This is a genomic window from Cryobacterium gelidum (genome assembly GCF_004403985.1).
GTDB classification, from domain to species: domain Bacteria; phylum Actinomycetota; class Actinomycetes; order Actinomycetales; family Microbacteriaceae; genus Cryobacterium; species Cryobacterium gelidum.
Window position 1 is genome coordinate 52,372 of record NZ_SOHL01000030.1, and the last position, 22,020, is coordinate 74,391.

Consider the following 22,020-nt stretch of genomic DNA (forward strand, 5'->3'; position numbering starts at 1 on the left):
CTGTAGTGCGCCTGTGTTTTCACTCGCAAAGACGCGGCTGATCTAGGATTCAAGCTTAACAATGGCGCCCGACCGCGTCACCCACTCGGGGAAGTGGGGTACCCCCACAATGGGGGTGCCGGCGGAGGCCTAGCCGCGGATTGCGTTGCCGAGCTCGGTGTCGGTGTTGCCGAGGGCGTCGGCAGCGGCGGTAAGGAACTGGCTCATGCCGTCGATGCCGTTCACCGCGAGGGTCGTGCCCTGCGTGAAAGCGTCATAGGACGTCTGGAAGGCACCCGAAGCGGAATCGGTCACGAAGCCGGAACCGACCAGGTTGTTCACGAGCGTCTGCAGGTCGGTGAGCTTGGTGATCAGCTCTTCTTTGCCGGAGCTCAGGCGACCGGCGGCATCCGTCATATCGGAATAGGTCACGTTGAGATTGGCCATGGTGTCCCCCAAATGCATGAGCCCGAGCGGGCCGCGTGTCGTCCCAATCTAGTGCCAATACCCCTATGGGGTGAATGGGGGATCTCGGTTAGTCACACCTGTTCGACCAGCGGAAGCTGTACCCGGACCACCTTGCCGCCAGTCACCATCATGCCGCGACCGGGTGGAAACTCGGCGCGGTTCAAGCGCGGCAGCGGAGTCTTCAGCAGAATGTCGCCCTCGATGGTGTCGGGCTGCAACAGCAGGCCGCGCCTGGTGTTCTTCATCTCGGCAAACAACGGCCAGGACGAGTTCCATGATGCCGTCTCACCGTCGGCGACCAGAAAGTGATCGCTGCGCTTGACCTGTTTGATGAGCTCGACGAGCACAGCATCGGCCGGGGTCTGCAGAAAGTCCGCGAGGTTTTCGATGACAATTGCGATGCGGGGGGTGGCCGGGTCGGCGCTCACCACCTGCGTCAGCTCCTTGGCCAGGTCGACGGCTTCGGCGATGGTCGTCGCGGCAGCCACCCAGCCGTGCAGCCCGGCCAAACCAGACCGCGCATTGCCGATGTAGTACCGCGCGACCAGGGGGTCGAACCGCACGAGGGCATGCATAAGCGCGCGTAGTGCGGTGCTGCGCCCACTGGCGGGCGGGCCAGACAGCAGCAGCGTGCCGCGCGGCTCGAAACCGACCGGGGTGAGAGTTTCATCGCTCAGGCCCAGCGCCGGGCGGTTCGTGACCCGGTCGGGCAGCTCACTCGCCGCATACTGCCGGGACAGGCTGCCGATGGGCACGGCGGCCTGCATGTTCTGCGCCCGCAACTCTTCGGCCAGCACGCGCACCGCTGCCGCCTGCTCTGCAGCCACCGCGGAGCCGCCCCAGACCGCGATCTGGGTTTCCAGGCCGTCGAAAATCGCGCGGCCGGGCGCTGATTTCGCGTTCAGGATGTCTCCGGCCACGTCGAGCAGGTTGTAGCCGGTATCGTCGGCCAGGCGCAGCACCACGCGCCGCTGCACGCTGGAGCGCACCGAACTCGGTACCGAGCCGGAACGGTCAGCGGTGAACGCCACGTGGATTCCGAGCTGACGGCCATCCGCGAGGATGCTGCGGAACACGTCGTACCAGTTCGACCGGCCGCTCGCGACCTCCCACTCTTCGCGGAACGTCGCAAACCCGTCGATGAGCAGCAGGATGCGCGGCTCGTTCGGGCGGTTCGCCAGGGCGCGGTATTCGGCGATGGTCGACGCGGTGGCCTCGGCGAACCGGTTGCCGCGGGATGCGAGCTCGGCCCGCAGCAGGCGGAACAGCCGAATAATGCGCTCCGTGTCATCGCCGCCGATGATGCTGCCCACGTGCGGCAGCGGTTCCAACATGCGCAGGCTGCCCGCGGCGAAGTCGAGCCCGTACACCGCCACTGGCCCACCGTCGCTCGTACTACCGGCGGCGATCGCGAGGGTGCGCAGCGCGACGCTCTTGCCGGATCCACCGGTGCCGTAGATGCCGATGTGCCCGTCGACGTCGGGCAGAAAGCACACCGGTCGCTGCTGCTGTTCGGTCGGTGCGTCGGCCAGGCCGAGCGTGAGCGCTGCATCCGTTCGCTGCAGGATGCTCCCCAGGTCGCAGAGCAACGGCAGTTCGTCGAGCCAGGGCCGCCGCGGCGCCGGGATCTGCGCCGAACCGGCGGCACCGACCAGGGCGGCGACGAGCTTATGCTGGTCGGTCGGGCCGAGCTCTCGCTCCTGACCGGCGAGCGGGTTGCTCGGCGGTTCCCACGCGGTCTCGCCGCCGAAGCGCAACTCGGCGATGCCGATTTCGGCCCTCTCGGGTTCGCGGGAGGTCCAACCGCCGGCGTAGCCGGATTGGAACTGCTGCAGCCGCCCCGGTCCGGTCTTGGCGATGGCACGGCCGGGTAGGCCCGGGTCGAAGTGGGCGGCATCCTTCACCCCGACGACGTCGTTGCTGTCGGATTCGTCGGCCATGCGCAACGCGACGCGCAGGTTGGTATTGGCCCGCAGGTTGTCTCTGATGACGCCGGCAGGGCGCTGGGTGGCCATGATCAAGTGGATGCCGAGCGAACGGCCGCGCTGGGCGATGTCAACGACGCCGTCGACGAACTCGGGTACCTCGCTCACGAGGGCCGCGAACTCATCGATGACGAGCACGAGGGCTGGCGGGCTGTCCGGATCGCCGCGCTTCTCGAGCTCGATGAGGTCTTTGGCCTTCTTGGAGTTGAGCAGGTGCTCCCGGTAGCGCAGTTCGGCGCGCAGGCTGGTCAGTGCTCGACGCACCAGGTGCGGGCTCAGGTCGGTGACCAGGCCAACGCAGTGCGGCAGCGACACGCAGTCCGCAAAGGCCGAGCCGCCCTTGTAGTCGACGAACAGAAAGGAGACCCGGTCTGGACTGTATTCGGCGGCCATGCCGAGCACCCAGGCTTGCAGGAATTCGCTCTTGCCGGCGCCGGTGGTGCCGCCGACCAGCGCATGCGGGCCCTGGGTGCGCAGGTCGAGGTGCATGGACTGCACGCCGATGGAACCGACAATGGCCCGCAGGGTTCCGGCACGTTTGGAGCACGGCACCGCGCCGGGGGTGCGATCGTGCATGGACGCGTTCTGCCGCCACCGGTCGATCACGGCGTCGTGCGCCGCAATCAGGTCGTGGCCGAGCAGCGTGACCATCGATACGGAGCGGGGCAGGTCGCTCGAATCGGCGATAAGTGCACCGGCGTCGATGACCGGAGCGAGGCGGCGTGCGAAGTGCAGGGCGGTGGCTGCGTCGACCGACTCGACCACGACATCCGCTATCGTCTCACCGAGCCGCACGAACGAGACCGTACCGAGCCCGGTGCTCTCGTCGATTTCGATGGCGGTGCGGCACACGGCGGGAAGTGCCGCCACGGTGCGAGCGATCCAGACCGGATACACGCCGGCGTCGGCGCCGTTCTCGGCGAGCTGCACGAGTCGCGATCGGTCAACGGCCACATCGTCGGAGATGACCACGATGATGGCTGGAATCGGCGATTTGGTGCCATCGCCGGTGCTGTGCAACCCCACTTCTTCTCCGCGCTCGAGCGCTGCGCGCTCCTGGTCCATGGCGCCGCGCCGCGCCGATCTCTTCGATTGCTGCCGCTGCGTGATGACCTCTTCCAGGGCGGCGAGAACGGATGCCGCACTCGACGCGCTGTCGGCCAGGTGGCCGCCGGCGAGCGGGCTCTGCGGCGAGGAAGTGTGCGGCAGCCATTTCAGCCACTCGAGCTCGCTCGACCAGTGCGGTGTCACGAGCGAGGCGACGGCCAGTTCGGCGGGCGAGTGCAGGGCGGTGAGCTGAACGAGCAGCGAATTCACGGTGCCGGCGCACGCGGCGGCGGTGCCGGCCACACCGACGGCACCGGCATCGAACAGATTGTCGATGAGCGGAACCTGATCAACCGTGGCGTGCTCGGTGATGACGGTATCGAGACGCTCCTGAAATTCGGGCAGCAGTTCACCGCGCAGGGAAGCGTCGGTCGTGTTGCGCGAGCGCATCGTGCCGAGACCGAGCCGCACATTGAGAAAGGACCAGTGCTCGGGCCGGCGGGTCCACATGAGCGGGCCGCGCTGCAGCGACTGGCTGAGCGCATCATGGGTCGAGGGCGACTCTCCGAGCCGCGCCTGCTGTTCCCTGCTACGTTCGGTGAGCAGTTGCGCGCGGAGCGCAGCCAGACGCACGTCGAAACGGCCGATCGATCGCTTCAGCAGGCGCTTGTCTTTGGAGCGGTTCATGAAGAAGTTGCCGATGAGCATCATCGGGCTCATCAGCACGAACAGCAACGCCGCCGGGCGATTAAAAATGAGCCACATGCTCACTCCGAGCAACACCGGTGCCACCATGGCCAGCCAGGGGAACGGCTGGTCGTCTTTCTCGGTCGGCACCTCGGGCGCCGTGAACTCCTGGCCGGCGTAACGTCCTTCCACCCGCGGTGACCGGTTGAAGTACACCGGACCGTCGCGGTGTTGGTCGCCGATCGCGGCCACGGTCTGCACGACCGTGATGCGCAGCTGGGTGTCGCCGATCTGCACCGTCTCGCCCTGCTCGATGTGCAACCGGGTGACCAGTCCGCCGTCGATGACGACACCGTTGGCCGATCCGAGGTCCACCAGATCGATACCCGCGGCGACTTCGAGACGTACATGGCGTTTCGACACCAGCTTGTCACTGAGCACCACGTCGCACTCGGCGTCGCGCCCAATGATGGTCGTTCCGCGGCTGAGGGCAATCTGCGCTCCGGCGTCCGGACCGGTCAGCACGTGGATCACGGCCAGGGTCGCGGCGGCACCGTGCTCGTGAGAGAGAAAAAACGTGCCGGAGTCCGCCAGGGCAACGCTCGCGCCAGAGCCGACCCAGTCCTCGCCGATCAGGGCGTCCGGCGGCAGGAGCAACCAGTCGGTGCCTCCGGGAGCGACCGTGCGCAGGGTGAGCGGCCGGTCGGCGGCGCCGGGCGCGAGCGCCGAGCGCGGATCGACCCTGGCGATCGTACCGGCGACATCGGAAATGCTGGCCGCGGCATCCGCTGTGACGACGATGTCGTCGTTCTGACCGTTGGACCGGGCCAACGTGACTTTCAACCGCACGTGCTCGCCCCCCCAGGAACAAGTTCGGGCGCATCGGCAACAAACTCGTCCCTCGAGCGTACCCCGCGAGGCGGCGCGGGCGCTTCCACGGTACCCACCACCCTTTCCGGGTGTCTTAACGACGGATGGCCCCTGCCGAAGCAGGGGCCATCCGTGTAGAGCTGCCGGGGACTAGTTGTACGTGCCCGGTGTCAGGTCATCCGACGAGAAGCTGTCGAAGTCGACGAAGCTGAGGTCACCCTCGGCGAACGTTGCATCTTCGGTGAAGATGCGGTTCGGGTAACGCTCAGCCTTGGCTTCTTCCGTTGCCTCGACGGAGACGTCGCGGTAGCGGGGAAGGCCGGTGCCGGCGGGGATCAACTTACCAATGATGACGTTCTCCTTGAGGCCCATCAGCGGGTCGCTCTTGCCTTCCATGGCCGCCTGGGTCAGAACCCGGGTGGTCTCCTGGAAGGAAGCGGCCGACAGCCAGGACTCGGTCGCAAGGGAAGCCTTGGTGATACCCATGACCTCCTGGCGAGCGGATGCCGTCTTCTTGCCCTCGGTGAGCGCGGTGCGGTTGAGGTCGTTGTACTTCAACCGGTCAACCAGCTCGCCCGGAAGCAGTCCGGTGTCGCCGTGTTCGACGACGGTCACCTTGCGAAGCATCTGGCGAACGATGACCTCGATGTGCTTGTCGTGAATCGGTACACCCTGCGAACGGTAGACCTCCTGCACACCGGAGACGAGGTGCTTCTGCACCGCGCGAACACCCTTGACGCGAAGAACTTCCTTCGGGTCGACGGCGCCGATGATGATCTGCTGCCCCAGCTCAACGTGCTGGCCGTCCTCGACGAGGAGGGTTGAACGCTTGAGCACCGGGTAGGCGATTGCTTCGTCGCCACTGTCGGGGGTCAGGATGACCTTGCGGCCCTTGTCTGAATCCTCGATCGTGATGCGTCCGGCGGAGTCGACGATGGGAGACGCACCCTTGGGGGTACGCGCCTCGAACAACTCCTGAACACGCGGCAGACCCTGGGTGATGTCGTCAGCGGATGCCGACCCACCCGTGTGGAAGGTACGCATGGTCAGCTGGGTGCCGGGCTCACCGATGGACTGTGCGGCGATGATACCGACGGCCTCACCGATGTCGACGAGCTGGCCCGTGGCGAGCGACCGGCCGTAGCAGACCGCACAGACACCGACGGCCGACTCACAGGTGAGTACCGAGCGCACCTTGATGGTTTCGACACCACCGGCGATGAGCTTGGCGATGAGCACGTCTCCAACGTCGTCTCCGGCGTCGGCGATGACCTCGCCGGCAGCGTTGACCGCTGCTGCGGCCAGGCTGCGAGCGTAGACCGCGTTCTCGACGTTGAAGTCGACCAGGAGGCCGCCGTCTTCGTCACGCAGGAGCGCACCGGTCGTGGCATCGGTTCCGGCGATGGGCAGTTCGAGACCCTTCCGCGTTCCGCAGTCGTCTTCGCGGATGATGACATCCTGCGAGACGTCCACGAGACGACGGGTGAGGTATCCCGAGTCGGCGGTACGCAGAGCTGTGTCGGCCAGTCCCTTACGAGCACCGTGAGTAGCAATGAAGTACTCGGCGACGGACAGGCCTTCGCGGTAGCTCGAGATGATCGGGCGAGGGATGATCTCACCCTTCGGGTTGTTCACGAGGCCTCGCATGCCGGCGATGTTTCGCACCTGCAGCCAGTTACCACGCGCACCGGAGGTCACCATGCGGTTGATGGTGTTGTCGGCCGGGAAGTTCGCCTGCATCGCTGCGGCGACGTCTTCCGTGGCACGAGTCCAGATCTGGATCAGCTCCTGGCGACGCTCGAGGTCGGTCGTGAGACCCTTCTCGAACTGCGCCTGAACCTTGGCAGCCTGCTTCTCGTAACCGGCGACGATCTCTTTCTTGTTCGGAGGCGTCAGGATGTCGCTGAGCGCAACGGTCACGCCGGAACGGGTTGCCCAGTAGAAACCGGCATCCTTGATCCGGTCGAGGGTTGCAGCGACCTCCACCTTGACGTACCGCTCCGCGAGGTCGTTGACAATGGTCGACATGGTGACCTTGTTGGCAACGTCTTCGAAGTACGGGTAGTCAGCCGGAAGCGCCTCGTTGAAGATGGCGCGACCGAGACTCGTGGTGACGAGAACGGTTCCGACGGCTTGGCCGTCTACCAGTTCGACGCCCTCGGGCTGGGTGCCCTCGGTGAAGAACTTGTCGGTCAAACGGATGCGCACCTTGGCGTTCAGGTCCAGGGTCTTCTGGTCGAACGCGAGGATGGCCTCGGACACGCTGGAGAATGCGCGGCCTTCTCCGACCACACCTTCCTTCAACGTGGTGAGGTGATGCAGACCGATGATCATGTCCTGGGTGGGCAGGGTCACCGGGCGGCCGTCAGACGGCTTGAGGATGTTGTTCGAGGCGAGCATCAGGATGCGTGCCTCGGCCTGGGCCTCCACCGAGAGCGGAAGGTGCACAGCCATCTGGTCACCGTCGAAGTCGGCGTTGAACGCCGCGCAAACGAGCGGGTGCAGCTGGATTGCCTTGCCCTCGACGAGCTGAGGCTCGAACGCTTGGATCCCGAGGCGGTGCAGGGTGGGCGCACGGTTGAGCATGACGGGGCGCTCGCGGATGATCTCCTCGAGCACGTCCCAGACCTGTGGACGTGAACGCTCGACCATGCGCTTGGCGGCCTTGATGTTCTGAGCGTGGCTCAGGTCGATCAGGCGCTTGATCACGAACGGCTTGAACAGCTCCAGCGCCATCTGCTTGGGCAGACCACACTGGTGCAGCTTGAGCTGCGGGCCGACCACGATGACCGAACGGCCCGAGTAGTCCACGCGCTTGCCGAGCAGGTTCTGACGGAAACGACCCTGCTTTCCCTTGAGCATGTCGCTCAGGGACTTGAGGGCACGGTTACCGGTACCGGTGACCGGGCGACCGCGACGACCGTTGTCGAACAGTGCGTCGACGGCTTCCTGCAGCATCCGCTTCTCGTTGTTCACGATGATCTCGGGAGCACCGAGGTCGAGCAGACGACGCAGGCGGTTGTTGCGGTTGATCACACGACGGTAGAGGTCGTTGAGGTCGCTCGTGGCAAACCGGCCACCGTCGAGCTGCACCATCGGGCGGAGTTCCGGCGGGAGCACGGGAACGACGTCGAGCACCATTCCGGCCGGCGAGTTGCCGGTCATGATGAACGCGTTGACCACGCGCAGACGCTTGATGGCGCGGATCTTCTTCTGACCCTTGCCCTCGGCGATCTGCAGGTGCAGGTTTTCGCTCTCGGTGACCAGGTCGAAGGCCTCGAGGCGCTTCTTGATGGCTTCGGCGCCCATGTAGGCCTCGAAGTACATGCCGAAGCGGTCCTGGAGCTCGTGGAAGACGGAGTCTTCCGGCTTCAGGTCGCCGACCTTGAGGGTGCGGAAGTCTTCCCACACGCGCTCGAGGTGCGCGATCTGCTCGTCCAGGGACTTGCGAACCTGGCCCATTTCCTTTTCGGCGGCGTCTTTCGTGCGCTTCTTCTGGTCGCTCTTGGCGCCTTCGGCCTCCAGTGCTGCGAGGTCGGTTTCGAGGCGCTGCAGGCGATCGGCGATGCGCGAGTCGCGGCTGGACTCGATGGTCTTGAGTTCGAGGCGCAGCTCGTTCTCGAGGCCGGGCATGTCCTGGTGGCGACCGTCTTCGTCAACCGTGATGACCATGTATGCGGCGAAGTAGATGACCTTTTCGAGGTCCTTCGGAGCCATGTCCAGCAGGTAACCGAGACGCGAGGGCACACCCTTGAAGTACCAGATGTGCGTGACCGGGGCAGCGAGTTCGATGTGGCCCATGCGCTCACGGCGCACCGACGACTTCGTGACCTCTACACCGCAACGCTCGCAGACGATTCCTTTGAAGCGAACGCGCTTGTACTTGCCGCACGAGCACTCCCAGTCCCGCGAGGGACCGAAGATCTGCTCGCCGAACAGGCCGTCTTTTTCCGGCTTGAGCGTGCGGTAGTTGATGGTTTCGGGCTTCTTGACCTCACCGTGCGACCAACGACGGATGTCGTCAGCGGTAGCCAGGCCAATACGAAGCTCGTCAAATGTTGTTACGTCGAGCAATTTCTCTCCTTGGAAAGTTTTCGAAGTTTCTTTGGGCCAGGCTTAGATGTCGTCGATGGACGACGACTCAAACCGGGTGGAAATGTTGATGCCGAGCTCTTCCGCAGCGCGGAACACCTCGTCATCCGTGTCGCGCAGGCTGACTGCGGTGCCATCGGCCGAGAGCACCTCGACGTTCAAGCACAGCGACTGCATTTCCTTGATCAGAACCTTGAAGCTCTCGGGAATGCCGGGTTCCTGGATGTTCTCACCCTTGACGATGGCTTCGTACACCTTGACGCGGCCGAGGATATCGTCAGATTTGATGGTCAGGAGTTCCTGCAGGGCGTAAGCGGCTCCGTATGCTTCGAGCGCCCACACCTCCATCTCACCGAAACGCTGTCCACCGAACTGCGCCTTACCACCCAGCGGCTGCTGCGTGATCATGGAGTACGGGCCGGTCGAACGAGCGTGGATCTTGTCGTCGACGAGGTGGTGGAGCTTCAGGATGTACATGTATCCAACGGACACCGGCATCGGGAACGGCTCGCCGGAGCGGCCGTCGAAGAGCTGGGTCTTTCCGGTGGAACCGATGAGGCGTTCGCCGTCGCGGGTCAGGGTCGTGGAGTCCAGGAGACCCTCGATCTCGATCTCGAGCGCACCGTCGAATACCGGGGTGGCGACCTTCGTGCCGGGGGCGGCACTGAAGGCGTGCTCCGGAAGACGAGCAGCCCATTTCGGCTTGCCCTCGACGTTCCAGCCCTGCTTCGCAATCCAGCCGAGGTGTGTTTCCAGCACCTGGCCGAAGTTCATGCGACCGGGGATACCGAGCGGGTTGAGGATGATGTCGACCGGGGTTCCGTCGGCGAGGAACGGCATGTCCTCGATCGGCAGAATGCGGGAGATGACACCCTTGTTGCCGTGACGGCCGGCGAGCTTGTCGCCCTCGGTGATCTTGCGCTTCTGGGCGATGAACACGACCACGCGCTGGTTGACGCCCGAGCCGAGCTCGTCGTCGCCGTCCTGCGAGTCGAACACCTTGACACCGATGATGGTGCCGCGCTCACCGTGGGGAACCTTGAGCGAGGTGTCGCGAACTTCGCGGCTCTTCTCGTTGAAGATGGCGCGCAGCAGGCGCTCCTCGGCGGAGAGCTCGGTCTCGCCCTTGGGCGTGACCTTGCCGACGAGGATGTCACCGGGGCGAACCTCGGCTCCGATGCGAATGATGCCACGCTCGTCGAGGTCGGCGAGGAAGTCCGGAGACACGTTGGGAAGGTCGCGAGTGATCTCTTCCTTACCCAGCTTGGTGTCGCGGGCATCCACTTCGTACTCTTCGATGTGAATCGAGGAGAGGGTGTCGTCCTTGACCAGGTTCTGGCTCAGGATGATCGCGTCCTCGAAGTTGTAGCCTTCCCACGGCATGAATGCCACGAGCAGGTTCTTTCCGAGGGCGAGCTCGCCCTGGTCGGTGGCGGGCCCGTCGGCGATAACCTCGCCGGCTTCGATGCGCTCACCGGCGTTGACGATCACGCGGTGGTTGAAGCTCGTGCCCTGGTTGGAGCGCGAGAACTTGCGCAGGTAGTAGTCCTGCGTGCCGCCCTCATCGAGCTGAATGGTGACGACGTCCGCCGACACCTCGGAGACCACACCGGGCTTCGACGCGGTGAGCACGTCACCGGCGTCGATGGCCGTGTAGACCTCCATGCCGGTTCCGACGAGCGGGCTGTCGCTCAGAAGCAGCGGCACCGCCTGACGCTGCATGTTGGCACCCATGAGCGCGCGGTTTGCATCGTCGTGCTCGAGGAACGGGATGAGGCTGGTCGCGACCGAGACCATCTGGCGCGGCGAGACATCCATGTAGCCGATGTCTTCAGCGGGAACGAGGTCGACCTCGCCACCCTTCTTACGAGCCAGCACGCGGGCCTCGGCGAAGTGCGAGTCCTTGGTGAGCGGCGCGTTGGCCTGGGCGACGATGAAGTCGTCTTCTTCACTCGCGGTGAGGTAGTCGATCGTCTCGGTGACCTTGTTGCCCTGCACGCGACGGTACGGCGTCTCGATGAAACCGAACGCATTGATCTGCGCGAACGAGGCAAGCGAACCGATCAGGCCGATGTTCGGGCCTTCCGGGGTCTCGATGGGGCACATGCGGCCGTAGTGCGAGGGGTGAACGTCTCGCACCTCGACGCCGGCGCGGTCACGGGACAGACCACCCGGGCCCAGCGCGGACAGGCGACGCTTGTGCGTCAATCCGGCGAGCGGGTTGTTCTGGTCCATGAACTGCGAGAGCTGCGACGTACCGAAGAATTCCTTGATCGCCGCCACGACGGGGCGCACGTTGATCAGGGTCTGCGGGGTGATCGCTTCAATGTCCTGCGTGGTCATGCGCTCGCGAACGACGCGCTCCATGCGGGACAGGCCGGTACGAACCTGGTTCTGGATGAGCTCGCCAACGGCACGGATACGACGGTTACCGAAGTGGTCGATGTCGTCGATGTCGATGTTGATGTCGGTCATCTTGCCGTCGCGCAGACCCTTGAGGGTGGTCTGGTTGTCGTGCAGGGCGACGAGGTACTTGATGGTGGCCAGGATGTCCTGGAGCGTCAGTACGGAGTCACTCAGCGGCGCTTCGAGGCCGAGCTTGCGGTTGATCTTGTAACGACCAACCTTGGCCAGGTCGTAGCGCTTGGAGTTGAAGAAGAAGTTGTCGAGGAGCGCACGTGCGGCCTCGGCGGCAACCTGCTCGCCAGGACGAAGCTTGCGGTAGATGTCCTTGAGGGCTTCTTCCTTGGTGAGGATGTTGTCCTTCTCGAGGGTGAGCTCGATGGACGCGTAGCCCTTGAACTCTTCGAGGATCTGCTCGCTGGTGAGGCCGAGGGCCTTCAGGAACACGGTCACGGACTGCTTGCGCTTGCGGTCGATGCGCACGCCAACCTGGTCGCGCTTGTCGATCTCGAATTCAAGCCAGGCACCACGGCTCGGAATGACGCGGGCGGAGTAGATGTCCTTGTCAGACGTCTTCTCCTGCTCGCGGTTGAAGTACACACCCGGGGAGCGCACCAGCTGCGACACGACGACACGCTCGGTGCCGTTGATCACGAAGGTGCCCTTGGGCGTCATCAATGGGAAGTCACCCATGAACACGGTCTGAGTCTTGATCTCACCGGTGAGGTGGTTCATGAACTCGGCGTTCACATAGAGGGGTGCGGAGTAGGTCTTACCCTTTTCCTTGCACTCGTCGATGGTGTACTTCTCGGGCTCGAGCTCCGGGTTGGTGAACGACAGCTGCATCGTTTCGCCGAGGTCTTCGATCGGAGAGATCTCCTCGAAGATCTCATCGAGCCCGGTGCGATTGGGCATGTCCTGGCGTCCGGCTTTCTGGGCCTCGGCGACGCGAGCCTTCCAGATGTCGTTGCCGACGAGCCAGTCGAAGCTCTCGGTCTGCAAAGCAAGCAGATCCGGAACGTTCAAGTGGTCGCTGATCTTCGCGAACGACAGACGCTCAGCTGAGCGGCCGTTCTTGGGTGAATTGGTGGTTGCGTTGCGCGCAGCAGCCAAGGAAATAACCTCCGTGGACCCCGTCAGGTCTAGTTACTGTTATTGGTGATGACTCCGCAGACCCTAGGAAAGAAACTCGTAGGAAATGTGCCTCAAGGTGGCTTGAACACGCAAAGCCGACCGCAATATGAAGGCAAGGTTTGTCTGGGAGCGCAAAGATCAAGTGTATGCCCCCGATCGCGACGTGTCCACCATTTTCTTGCCAATTTGCAAATTCTCAGGTATAACCCACCCATGCTCGTTCGCTTCCAGCCAACACACGCGCTTCACGTGCCCGATCATCGCCCGCGAACGGGCACTTTTTGCGCTCTCGCGAAGCGGATGGCGCAGACTGGAGAGATGAGTACAGGGCGCAGCGCGAAGAGTGACGTGGCAGACAACGCGGGGCACCCTTCGGTCGTCTTGAAGTTGAGTGGACACACTGCGGTGATCGAACCCGACCGATTCACCCCGGGCAGCTTTCAACTCGTGGTCGACGGCACTCCGCAATCACACGTGAACATTGACCACCCCGGTGAGTTGTTCTTCGAGTACATCCAACGGATCGGTCATGTGATCGACCTGCTCGGGGAGCCGCACGAGCCGATCACCGCAGTGCACCTCGGAGCCGGCGCGCTCACGCTGCCCCGCTACGTCGAGGCGACCAGACCGGGATCCCGCCAGCAGGTCGTGGAGATCGAGAGCGACCTGATCGATCTCGTGCGCGCCGCGCTGCCCTGGGACAAACGCGCCCAGCTGCGCGTGCGCCACGGCGATGCCCGCGAGGTGCTCGGCAAGCTGCCCGCCGGGCTGCACGGCGCCGTCGACCTCGTCGTGGTCGACATCTTCTCGGGCGCGCGCACCCCCAAGCACGTGACGAGCCGTGAGTTCTTCGCGCTCGCCGCTCCGCTCTTGTCGCCGCGCGGCGTACTCGCGGTCAACGTTGCGGATGGCCCCGGCCTCGCCTTCGCGCGCGGCCAGGCCGCCACGCTCTCGGCGGTGTTCGCGCACGTGATCGGATTTGCCGAGACACAGGTGCTCAAGGGCCGCCGCTTCGGCAACATCGTCTTCATCGCCGCGCACACCCCGATCGACCTCAACTGGATTCCGCGGCTGCTCGCCAACGGCCCGCACCCGGCGAAGGTGATCGAGGGCACCGAGCTCAAGCAGTTCATGGCCGGTTCACTCGTGGCAACCGACGAAACCTCCACGCAGTCGCCGCTGCCCGGCCGCACCGTCTTTCAAATCGGTCACTAGCGGTCTGCGCTGCCAGGTCAAAAGATGCGGGCCGGGTGCGGGACAGTACCGGCGTTGCGCCTGGCCCGCCGGGTTTCCGCACCTCGCCACGGGAGCCGCTGCGGCCGGATGCCTGCCGGCGGCGGTACTCTGGGGGGACCCGTCTACCCCCTGCGGCCGCGTCCGCCCTCGTCACTACAGGAACACACCGTGAGTTTCATCATCGGTTACGACCCCATCACCCTGCGCGAAAAAGTCGACCTTCTGGCCGCTGGCGCGCGGCTCACCGAACTTGGCAACCTGCGCAGCCTGGCCGCACTCAATGAGAAGGTCGCTTTGCTGCGCCTGGTCGGTCGGCTCGATGAAGCCTGGGAGATCGCGAACGAGGCCCTGCGCCAGTCGCGCTTCACCGGCAACCGAGAGCAGGCGGTGGCCAGTCGCATCCGTCGGGCGCAGGTTCTGCAGTTTCAGGGCAAGCTCGAAGAGGCAGCGAGTGAGCTGACCCACTGCATTCTCGATTCCGAGGTGCACGAGTGGACCCGCCTCGCCGCTTACGCCCGTCAGCACCGCGGCAAGGTGTACTTCGACCAGGGCAACCTCGACGGCGCGCTCGCGGACTTCACCGCGGCGGTGTTTCTGCGCGAGAAAGACGACGCCGACGCCGACGAACTCGACAGCTCGCTGCTCGCCGTGGCGGTCGTGGAGTCGCACATCGCGGCCCGCAGCCCTCAGGTCTGATTCCCATCGGTGCTGTCGGCTCGGTGCTGTCAGCTCGGTGCTGGCCGTCGGGCACGTTCTACGGCATGCTGTGTTCACCACGAAGGCGAGGTAAACGGTGATCCATCGGACGCAGGGGCTTCACCGCGCGGTTGTCACTGCGTCAGCCGCCCTGATGATTCTCGCTCTGGCCGCCTGCAGTGCCGAGGCGCCGCGCGCCGCACCGGCCACCTCGACGCCGGCCACATCGACGCCGACCGAACCTGGCACCGGTGAAGGCCCGCTTGCGCCGGTGCATCCGCTCGGCCAACCGGTCGTGATCGCCTCGGGGCTGGCGGCGCCGTGGTCGATTCTGCGGCTGCCCGACGGCGCCACACTGATCAGCGAACGCGACACGACCCGGGTGCGCGAGTTGCTGCCCGACGGCAGCTTGCGGGAGGCCGGCACGGTGTCGGCGGCCGAGCCCAACGGTGAGGGCGGGCTGCTCGGCCTGGCTTTTCTGGCCGATACCGCGGCCCCCGGCGGCGCGGGCTGGGTCTACGCCTACTTCTCCACCGCGACCGACAACCGCATTGAGCGGATGCCGCTAGCCGGCTCCCCCGGCAGCCACGGCCTCGGGGCGCCCGACCCGGTTCTGGATTCGATCCCACGAGCCGGTAATCACAACGGCGGTCGCATCGCCTTCGGTCCGGATGGCCTGTTGTACGCCACAGCCGGGGACGCCGGAAACGCCGCCAACGCCCAGAACCTCGACGTTCTCGGCGGCAAGATTTTGCGAATGACGCCCACCGGCCAGGTGCCAGCTGACAACCCGTTCGGCACGCTGGTCTACTCGTTCGGGCATCGCAACCCGCAGGGGATGGCCTGGGATTCGCGCGGCCAGCTCTGGGCAAGCGAGTTCGGCCAGAACACCTGGGATGAGCTGAACCGCATCGTGCCCGGCGGCAATTATGGCTGGCCGCTGGTTGAGGGCCAGGCCGGGGACTCCGCGTATATCGACCCGGAACGGCAGTGGTCGACCGATGAAGCCAGCCCGAGCGGCATCGCCATCGTCAATGACACCATTTTCATGGCGAGCCTGCGCGGGCAACGATTGTGGAGCATTCCGATCACGAGCGACTCCTCCACTGCAACCCCCGCGGAGTGGTTTGTGCACGGGTTCGGTCGGCTGCGCGACGTGGTGTCGGGTCCTGCTGGCACACTGTGGTTTGTGAGCAACAATACGGATGGCCGCGGGTCCCCGGAGGCCGGCGACGACCGGCTCTTCCAGGTTGCGGTGACACCCTGATGATCCAGGCGTCCGATCTCGCCCAGACGCACGTTTGCTGCTCGGGAAGGTTCCTGCCCTGATGGCCGATCTTGCCCGGGTGCGCCGATGGGCGGATGCGCTCATCGTTCTGCACCTCGACCCCAGCTGGACCTTCGGCTTCGACAACGCCAAGAAGCGGGCCGGTCTCTGTAATTTCAGCAAGAAACACATCACCGTGTCGCGCTACCTCGCCTCGCGATACGCCGACGACGAGGTGCACCAGATTCTGCTGCACGAGCTCGCACACGCACTGGTCGGCCCCCGAGCCGGGCACGGCCCGCGCTGGAAGAAAATGGCGAACGACCTCGGCTACGACGGCAAGCGCACCCACGACGGTGAGATCGCCAACGAGCTTGCGCCCTGGGTGGGTACCTGCCCCGCCGGACACACGCACTTTCGGTATCGGCAACCCACCCGGCCCTTGGCCTGCGGTCTCTGTGCCCGCCGATTCGACCATGCGAACGCTATCACCTGGCTGCGGCGCGAGATTACGACGGCGATCCGGCGCCGAGCCGCGGCATCCACTGGCCTGTAGCAGCGCAGTGGAGGTGGTCAGTGCGGGACAGTGCTGCCGGTCCGTGCGGGACAGCGCAGCCAGTCAGTGCGTGTCGTAGCGGGCGAGGGCGTCGGCATCCGTGGCGTGTGTCATGGCGCGGCGGGCGGTGTCGAGGGCGGTCACCGGGTCGCTCTCCGCCACGGCGAGCGCCAGCTGCCGTTCGGCCTCGGCCAGCCGGGTGCGGGCAGGGGCCTGCACCCGCGCGCGATGCGCGGCCACAAAATCGCGAGTGAGCGTGATCTGGCTGCGGGCGGTGAGCAGCGCCCCGGCCAGGGCGGTGCGCGCATTGTCCAGCCGCAGCTGCCGGTTGCGTGCCTCAGAACGGATGCTGTCCAGCCCGTTCATGGCCACCTCGAGCAGAACGAGATCCTCGGCGGGGTCGCTCAGCCGCCCGGGCCCCTGGAGCGACGCCTGCACCGACGCCGCTTCGCTGATGACCTGGTTGAGGTTGGCGCTCGTATCGGATTCTTCGTGACCATCGCGCAGGGCGCGAGCCTCGGCGAGTTCCGACCCGGCGGCAACCAGTGCCTGTTGCAGGTTGGCGAAGCCGCGATGCAGCTGATCTTCGCCGGTTTCGATCGCATCGAGCAGTTGCGCCGCCTGAAACAGTGAGTGCTCGGCGGCCTGTAGCTGCTCACCGACCGGTTCAGCGGATGCCGCCGCCAGGTGTTCGGCTGCCGAATCGGCACTTGCCCGAGCTGCTTCGAGCGCCGTGCGGGCGCGGCCCACGTTGCCGCTGATCGGCGCGAGCGCCGACGCGGAATAGCACTGGCCCAGCCGGGTGAGGGTACTCGCGCCGCCCACGACCCGGTCAGAGACCCGCTCGAGTCGCCGGCGCAGCTCGTCGAGCTGCTGGGGCGCATTGCGCTCGACGCCGCGTTTAACCGTGAAGTCGCGGGCCTGGTTGCTCAGCCGGCCGGTCGCGTCATCGGCGAACTGAACGATCTGCAGGTTCCAGCGGGTGCGCTCGGCGGCGCTGTCCGGCACGGCATCGTCGAGCTTCTGCTGCAGCGCGAAAGCGTCGCTCAGCTGGCGCCGCGAGGTCGCGAGGGCCGTTGCAAACTCCCGCGTCGCGGATTCGCCGAACTGTGCGATCGCGAAATCGAGCTCGTCGATGGCGTCCTGCACCAGATCGTCGGCACGCACCAGGCTGATATTCGCGCTGCGGTCCAGTTCGGCGGCCGCGGCGCTCACCTGCCCGAGCCGAGCCCGCGTGCGCCGCCGCGACGCGCCCACCAGCGCCCAGACTCCGGCCAGAACGAGGCCGATAACGATGACCGAGGGTACCCACCAGAGATCGCCATTCATATCGAGGAGTCTAATGAGGGATGCTGGGCACTACCGATCGTCAGCGGAGGGCCGCCGCATCTGCTGCCGGATCATCTCAAAGTCGTGCCGCGAGATCTCGAGCACGCCGCGCCGCAGCTGAAACCCCCAGTCGGGGTTGCCGCGGGTCAGCTGCAGCACCGACAGCAGCGGGCGGATGCTCGTCGGCCAGGCATCCAGGTCGTAGTCGGCCCGGCGTCGCCAGGGACGAAACTCGTTGCCGGGGTCGCCCACCCGGTAGGCGCAGGCATCCGCGATGCGGCCGATCGCGGTGAACTCCCTGAGCGGATCGCCCTCGATGGCTGTCTTGGGCGAGTAGTAGACGATGCCGTCGGCTTCACCCATCTGCGCGATCACGTCGCCGGCGCCGCGGTTGGCGCGGGCAATCCCCAGATCGACACCGCGCAGTACATGCTCGCGGTGTACAACGCCGAGCCAGAACCGAATTGCCACATGACAGTTGTACTGCATGCCACGCTCAGACCAAACTGGTCAGATGCGCGTACTGCTGAAAGAAATCCTGGACTGCACACCCGATGCTGCCTGGCACGCCATTCACAGCCCCGCCGTGTTTCGCGAGGTGAGTTCGCCGTTCATGGCGGTGGAATCGCTCGAGGCCGGCGGGTTTCCCACCCGTTGGGAGCCCGGCGAACACCCCGCTGTGTTCACGGCGCTGGGCCTGGTGCCGATGGGAACCCAGATCATTCGGCTCGCCAACGTGACGAACCGGCCCGACGGGGTGCGCATCCTGCGCGATACCGGGCGCGGCGTGTCCGGCGCACTGTCTGCAGTCACACTCTGGGACCACCGCATGGCGATCGCGCCAGACCCGGCCGGCACCGGCAAAACGCTCTACCGCGACCAGCTTATTTTTCGCGGCCGACCGGCCACGCTCGCGCTCTGGCCCTCGTTCTGGGCATTCTGGCAGTGGCGGATGCTGCGGCTCAAGCGCCTCGCCCCCACCTGGCAGCACGACGTCGGCGTCGATGACCCGACCTTTGTGCCGCTGTCGCAGCGTGTGGCACCCGCCGAAACCGACGGCGACTAGCGATTCTCCGGTGCCGGCCGAACAGCCCTCCGGCCCCTGCCACACCTCGATCCGGTGCGCACCGCGCCCGGCGACGGTAGCGTAGCCCCATGAGTTCTTCCCTCGGAGCCTTACAGATCGCCGACTGGCGCCGTCTTGTGACCGGACTGTACGCGGGGGTGCGCCAGTTGAGCGCGAGCAGCCCGAAAAGCGGGCACGAGTTGTGGCGTTCCGGGCGGGACGAACTGTTCGCGGGGCATCCGGCGTCACCGTTGTTGCCCGATGACCGTTCGGCCTTCACCGGGCTTCCGATCGCCGCCTACGACCCGGACTGGCGCTTCGAGGCTCAGGTGCACCGGGCCGAGCAGCCCCATCGCATGGTCGTGGAGACCGGTACCGATGGCACCGTACCCTTCGATCTGGTCGGGACCGTGCGACTGCCCTACCTGGGTGCGCTCGATGTGTGGCGACTCGCAAGCTACGGCGGTGGATTGTTTCTTCCGCTGAAAGATGCCCTGGCCGGCAAGAACGATGGAACATACGGCGGCGGACGGTACCTGCTCGACACCATCAAGGGCGCCGACCTCGGCCCGGGCATGGGCGACGACAGCCTCATTCTCGACTTCAACTTCGCCTACAATCCCTCCTGCGCCTACGACCCGATGTGGGCGTGCCCCCTGCCACAGAGCGGCAACATGATCGACGTCGAGGTGCCCGTCGGTGAGCTGTACCACGGCGATCACTCCTAGGCTCTGCAGCCGATTTGACAGCATCCGCTAGAGTAGGAGTACTTGCGAGTGCGTAGTTGCGCTTGCTGCGTCGTAGAACGCCCTCTTCTTATCGAGGCCACCCACCGGGTCGTCTTGATTTTGCGAATGAACATTCTTACGGCGAACGGATGTGCCCTTCGGCACCTTCGCCATGTGAATCCTCCTGGTTTGATTGCCGCTTGACGGTACACCGAACGGGCGAGGAGACTGATGCCCCGAAAGGCACCACTTTGTCTACACCCTTCAGCACGCTCGGCGTGCCAGCTCCCCTGGTCAAGGTTCTCTCTTCCCAGGGAATCGACACCGCCTTCCCGATTCAGGTCGACACCCTTCCTGACACCCTGAACGGCCGCGACGTACTCGGCCGAGGCAAGACCGGCTCCGGCAAGACCCTGGCCTTCTCCATTCCGATGGTGTCCCGCCTCGGCGGCAACCTCGCGGGCGGCAAGCGCCGCCCGGGCCGCCCGCTCGGTCTGATCCTCGCGCCGACGCGCGAGCTCGCCACGCAGATCACCAACGCCATCACCCCGCTCGCCGAGGCCTACGGCCTCAACACCACCACCATCTTCGGCGGTGTCTCCCAGGGCCGCCAGGTCGCCGCGCTCAAGGCCGGCGTCGACATCGTCGTGGCCTGCCCCGGCCGGCTTGAAGACCTCATGAAGCAGGGCTTCGTGAACCTCGACACCATTGAGATCACCGTGCTCGACGAGGCCGATCACATGGCCGACCTGGGCTTTCTGCCCGTCGTCACCCGCATTCTCGACAAGACGCCCGGCAACGGCCAGCGCATGCTGTTCTCCGCCACGCTCGACAACGGCGTTGACAAGATCGTCAAGCGTTTTCTGCACGACCCGGTGATGCACTCGGTCGATGAGGCGACCAGCCATGTCTCGGCCATGACCCACCACGTGTTCGAGGTCGCCGGCGTCGACGCCAAGAAGGAACTCGTGCAGAAGCTGGCGAGCGGTTCCGGCCGTCGTATCCTCTTCATGCGCACCAAGCACCAGGCCAAGAAGCTCGCCAAGAGCCTCACCGACGCGGGCATTCCCTCCGTCGACCTGCACGGAAACCTCTCGCAGGTGGCCCGTGACCGCAACCTCGCCGCGTTCAGCGCCGGCACGGTCAAGGTTCTCGTCGCAACGGATGTCGCCGCTCGCGGCGTGCACGTCGACGACATCGAACTCGTCATCCACGTTGACCCGCCGGCCGAGCACAAGGCATACCTGCACCGTTCGGGCCGTACCGCCCGTGCCGGCAGCGCCGGTGACGTCGTCACCGTCGTGCTCCCCGAGCAGAAGCGCGACACCGACGCCCTGCTGCGCAAGGCCGCCATCAAGGTGACCCCGCAGCGCGTGGATGCGTCCTCCCCCGCCGTCGACGCCCTCGTCGGCGACGTCGCCGCCTACGTCAAGCCGCTCCCCCGCGTCGAGGCACCGCAGCAGCAGCGCCAGTCGCAGGGCGGTCGTTCGCAGGGCGGTCGTTCGCAGGGTGGACGTGCCCAAGGTGGCCGCTCGCAGGGCGCCGACAGCGGTCGCGATGGTGATTCGAACCGTGGCGGCCGTGATGCCGGTACCGGCCGCTCCGGCGGAAGCCGCGGCGGTGCCCGCACCGAGCGTAATGACGGCGGCCGTGGCGTGAGCCGCGACGCGGCTTCGGCCGGTGGCGCCCGTCGCGAGCGCACCGGCCGTCCGGCTGGTGCGTCCTCCAGCGCACCCCGCTCGGGTTCGGCCGCTGGCCGTTCCGGTGGAGCCCGCGTCGGCAGCCTGCAGGTCGGCGGACTCGTTCGCGGACCGAGCTCGGGTGGAGCCGGACGCTCCGCTCCGCGCCGGTCGCAGGGCTAGCCAGTCCGCAGCATCCGCTTGAAAAACGGGCCGGTCTCTTTGCGAGGCCGGCCCGTTTTTTGTCTGCACGCGTCAGGCGACACCCGCAAAAACGGTTAGTGTCGAAGCATGAACACCATAGTTGTCGTTCGACCGGTCAGCGAAGCGGATGCCGAGAACCTGGGCCGCGTACATGCCGCCTGCTGGCATGAAACCTATGATCATCTGCTCAGCCAGGCAGCACTGTCGCAGCTGCGCCCCCAGCGCCTCGCAGCCCTCTGGCGCCGCTTTACGAGCCAAGGCGGGGAGTACCGCCAGAACGTTGTGCTCGTCGATGGCGAGATCGTGGGCTTCGCCGGCAGTGGTCCGACGCGCGACGCCGACCAGCCCACTCCGCACGAGCTGTTCTTCCTGTACCTGCTCGAGGCGAACCACGGCTTAGGCGTTGGCCAGCAGCTGTTCGATTCCGTGGTCGACCCCGGTGCCTCGTCGTTGTGGGTCGCCGCCGACAACCCCCGGGCGCACGCCTTCTATGCCCGCAACGGCTACTTCGCGGACGGCCTCGAGCGCAACGAAGGGGTGCTCGGCGAGACGCTGCACGAGGTGCGCCTGGTTCGCTAGGTCGAGCCTGCTCAG

Annotated in this window: 14 protein-coding genes; 8 read left to right on the forward strand and 6 right to left on the reverse strand. The window is 65.7% G+C overall.

What is annotated here, in order from left to right; all coding sequences use genetic code 11:
• Positions 1-129: 129 nt before the first annotated feature.
• The 4 genes from E3T50_RS15470 to rpoB all read right to left on the reverse strand — a co-directional run bounded on the left by E3T50_RS15470 (position 130) and on the right by rpoB (position 12,644).
• A complete protein-coding gene (locus E3T50_RS15470; protein WP_134463274.1) occupies positions 130-426 on the reverse strand; it encodes a WXG100 family type VII secretion target in 297 nt (98 codons plus the stop codon).
• A gap of 92 nt (positions 427-518) precedes the next feature.
• Positions 519-5,015: an FtsK/SpoIIIE domain-containing protein gene (locus tag E3T50_RS15475; protein ID WP_134553240.1), complete on the reverse strand. Its 4,497-nt coding sequence runs from the start codon at positions 5,013-5,015 to the stop codon at positions 519-521.
• Between the two features lie 171 nt (positions 5,016-5,186).
• Entirely contained in the window at positions 5,187-9,110 is a 3,924-nt protein-coding gene (locus E3T50_RS15480) for a DNA-directed RNA polymerase subunit beta' (RefSeq protein WP_134463272.1), read from the reverse strand.
• Positions 9,111-9,152: 42 nt separating this feature from the next.
• Positions 9,153-12,644: a DNA-directed RNA polymerase subunit beta gene (gene rpoB / locus E3T50_RS15485; protein WP_134553242.1), complete on the reverse strand. Its 3,492-nt coding sequence runs from the start codon at positions 12,642-12,644 to the stop codon at positions 9,153-9,155.
• Between the two features lie 339 nt (positions 12,645-12,983).
• Here rpoB and E3T50_RS15490 point away from each other — a divergent pair, with 339 nt between their 5' ends.
• The 4 genes from E3T50_RS15490 (at position 12,984) to E3T50_RS15505 (ending at position 16,420) form a co-directional block, all read left to right on the forward strand.
• A complete protein-coding gene (locus E3T50_RS15490; RefSeq protein ID WP_134463270.1) occupies positions 12,984-13,880 on the forward strand; it encodes a spermidine synthase in 897 nt (298 codons plus the stop codon).
• A gap of 189 nt (positions 13,881-14,069) precedes the next feature.
• On the forward strand, positions 14,070-14,597 hold the full coding sequence (locus tag E3T50_RS15495; protein ID WP_241990968.1) for a hypothetical protein: 528 nt from the start codon (positions 14,070-14,072) through the stop codon (positions 14,595-14,597).
• A gap of 154 nt (positions 14,598-14,751) precedes the next feature.
• Positions 14,752-15,864 carry a PQQ-dependent sugar dehydrogenase gene (locus tag E3T50_RS15500; protein WP_134553244.1) on the forward strand — a complete coding sequence of 371 codons (1,113 nt, stop codon included), beginning with the start codon at positions 14,752-14,754 and terminating at the stop codon, positions 15,862-15,864.
• A 61-nt stretch (positions 15,865-15,925) separates the two neighbouring features.
• Entirely contained in the window at positions 15,926-16,420 is a 495-nt protein-coding gene (locus E3T50_RS15505) for a SprT-like domain-containing protein (RefSeq protein ID WP_134553246.1), read from the forward strand.
• 63 nt (positions 16,421-16,483) lie between these two features.
• On the opposite strand, the gene E3T50_RS15510 is transcribed toward E3T50_RS15505, so the two are convergent.
• Entirely contained in the window at positions 16,484-17,749 is a 1,266-nt protein-coding gene (locus E3T50_RS15510) for a hypothetical protein (protein WP_134553248.1), read from the reverse strand.
• 30 nt (positions 17,750-17,779) lie between these two features.
• Complete coding sequence (locus E3T50_RS15515) at positions 17,780-18,220, reverse strand: EVE domain-containing protein (protein WP_241978456.1); 441 nt, start codon at positions 18,218-18,220, stop codon at positions 17,780-17,782.
• A gap of 43 nt (positions 18,221-18,263) precedes the next feature.
• Between E3T50_RS15515 and E3T50_RS15520 the strand changes: the two genes are divergently transcribed.
• The 4 genes from E3T50_RS15520 (at position 18,264) to E3T50_RS15535 (ending at position 22,005) form a co-directional block, all read left to right on the forward strand.
• Complete coding sequence (locus E3T50_RS15520) at positions 18,264-18,815, forward strand: hypothetical protein (RefSeq protein ID WP_174722482.1); 552 nt, start codon at positions 18,264-18,266, stop codon at positions 18,813-18,815.
• Positions 18,816-18,904: 89 nt separating this feature from the next.
• Positions 18,905-19,543 carry a DUF1684 domain-containing protein gene (locus E3T50_RS15525; protein WP_134553250.1) on the forward strand — a complete coding sequence of 213 codons (639 nt, stop codon included), beginning with the start codon at positions 18,905-18,907 and terminating at the stop codon, positions 19,541-19,543.
• A gap of 251 nt (positions 19,544-19,794) precedes the next feature.
• The gene (locus tag E3T50_RS15530) at positions 19,795-21,405 is read left to right on the forward strand and encodes a DEAD/DEAH box helicase (RefSeq protein ID WP_166784331.1); all 1,611 of its coding nucleotides are present in this window, start codon (positions 19,795-19,797) and stop codon (positions 21,403-21,405) included.
• A gap of 108 nt (positions 21,406-21,513) precedes the next feature.
• On the forward strand, positions 21,514-22,005 hold the full coding sequence (locus E3T50_RS15535) for a GNAT family N-acetyltransferase (protein ID WP_134553254.1): 492 nt from the start codon (positions 21,514-21,516) through the stop codon (positions 22,003-22,005).
• Positions 22,006-22,020: the final 15 nt, after the last annotated feature.

Coding starts and splice junctions, on each gene's coding strand:
- E3T50_RS15525 (WP_134553250.1), top strand. CDS start 18,905: ATGAGTTCTTCCCTCGGAGCCTTACAGATCGCCGACTGGCGCCGTCTT.
- E3T50_RS15500 (WP_134553244.1), top strand. CDS start 14,752: ATGATTCTCGCTCTGGCCGCCTGCAGTGCCGAGGCGCCGCGCGCCGCA.
- E3T50_RS15490 (WP_134463270.1), top strand. CDS start 12,984: ATGAGTACAGGGCGCAGCGCGAAGAGTGACGTGGCAGACAACGCGGGG.
- E3T50_RS15505 (WP_134553246.1), top strand. CDS start 15,926: ATGGCCGATCTTGCCCGGGTGCGCCGATGGGCGGATGCGCTCATCGTT.
- E3T50_RS15470 (WP_134463274.1), bottom strand. CDS start 426: ATGGCCAATCTCAACGTGACCTATTCCGATATGACGGATGCCGCCGGT.
- E3T50_RS15535 (WP_134553254.1), top strand. CDS start 21,514: ATGAACACCATAGTTGTCGTTCGACCGGTCAGCGAAGCGGATGCCGAG.
- E3T50_RS15520 (WP_174722482.1), top strand. CDS start 18,264: ATGCGCGTACTGCTGAAAGAAATCCTGGACTGCACACCCGATGCTGCC.
- E3T50_RS15510 (WP_134553248.1), bottom strand. CDS start 17,749: ATGAATGGCGATCTCTGGTGGGTACCCTCGGTCATCGTTATCGGCCTC.